We start from the raw sequence: 1469 nt of genomic DNA on the forward strand, positions 1-1469 counted from the left end.
AAAAGGGCAGCGTCAAAGAGACGGTGGGCAAGGCCGTCGGCAATGAAAGGTTGCAAGCCGAAGGCTCCGCGGACAAGGTTGCAGGAGCAGTTCAGAAGAAGGTCGGCGATGTCAAGGATGCGGTAAAGACCGTCACGAAGAAGCCCTGACGGCCGCTAGTTGCATCCTGCAAAGCGGTCGGGGGATATTGCGGCCCCGATGCCGTTCAGTGACCCTGGGCAGGGCGCTTGCAAGTCCGATGAAGATCTGGGATTCCTGCCAAAAGGGACGACGGTGGGTGTCTCATGAACGTTCATGTCGAAGCCACGGCGAGCGTGGGGGTGAATCGTGTCATCCGCATCGGATGTGCAGGCTGGGGGCTGCCTAGCGCCTTCCGGGGTCAATTCGGCAAAGGTGAATCGCGGTTGGCCCGCTATGCCACCCGCTTCAACGCCGTCGAGATCAACAGCTCGTTCTACAAACCGCACCGTCGGCAAACGTACGAGCGCTGGGCGGCCAGCGCGCCGCCCGACTTTGCGTTCAGCGTGAAGATCCCCAAGGCGATCACGCATGAGCTTCGGCTGGCTGCAGCAGCAATGCCGCTCTTCGATGCATTTCTGGAGCAAGCGCAGGGGCTTGGAACGAAACTGCGTTGCCTGCTCGTGCAGTTGCCGCCCAGCCTGGCCTTCGATTCCAGGTTGGCGGGCCGCTTCGGAGCCCAACTGCGGAAACGCCACATTGGACCGGTCGCGGTCGAGCCGCGCCACGCGAGTTGGTTCTCTGCCGAAGCGGATCTTCTGCTCGCGAAGTTCAGGTTCACACGCGCACTCGCCGATCCCGTGCGCCACGATGCAGGGGCCACACCGGGTGGGTGGCAAGAGACCATTCGTTTGAGGCTTCACGGCTCACCCCGGGTGTACTGGTCCCGGTACGAAGACGCCCTGCTGGCATCGCTCGCGCTGCGACTGCTTGAGGCCGCGAGAGACGCCCGGCACTGCTGGTGCATTTTTGACAACACCGCAGGGGGCGAGGCGGTGGGCGATGCATTGCGGCTTGGTAGCTGCGTGGGCAGCGTGCCATGAGAACTCATCGAGTGGACAGCCGGTTCGCGAGGATGCAGAGCCGGTCCGTCGAACCAAAGTCAGGTGCCGTTTTTGTCGGGCGTCGGCCTGCTCACTTGCACTAGAACGATATCTGTGCGTGCGTCAGCCGCAGATCATATGAGCATGTCTCGCCAAGCCTATGCAAAGCGGGATGCCCCCTATAACGCGGCACGCGACGGACGAGGCGGGATCAGAAAAGTTAACGAGTCAGCACCGGCGAACGAGACGAAAAAAAACCGCCTCAGGAGAGCCGGTTTTTCAGAGGAAGTTACTGGGCTCAGTAACGACCACCGCCGTAGCCACCAGTGCCATAGCCAATGTCCGAGCGTTTGCCTGCACTGTAACCAGTCGCGCTGTAGCCACCCGAGCCGCTACCCTCTTCGCGGG

The 1469-nt window shown here is 61.8% G+C and carries 2 protein-coding genes; both read left to right on the forward strand.

Annotated elements, in window-relative coordinates; all coding sequences use genetic code 11:
• A partial coding sequence (locus AB4Z46_RS35260) for a CsbD family protein (protein WP_442288200.1) occupies nucleotides 1-149 on the forward strand: 149 nt, incomplete at its 5' end.
• Nucleotides 150-284: 135 nt separating this feature from the next.
• Nucleotides 285-1061, forward strand: coding sequence for a DUF72 domain-containing protein (locus AB4Z46_RS35265; protein WP_442288199.1), 777 nt, complete (start codon nucleotides 285-287; stop codon nucleotides 1059-1061).
• The last annotated feature ends 408 nt before the right edge of the window (nucleotides 1062-1469 follow it).

The sequence above is a fragment of the Variovorax sp. M-6 genome, from assembly GCF_052114385.1.
Taxonomy (GTDB): Bacteria; Pseudomonadota; Gammaproteobacteria; order Burkholderiales; family Burkholderiaceae_C; genus Variovorax.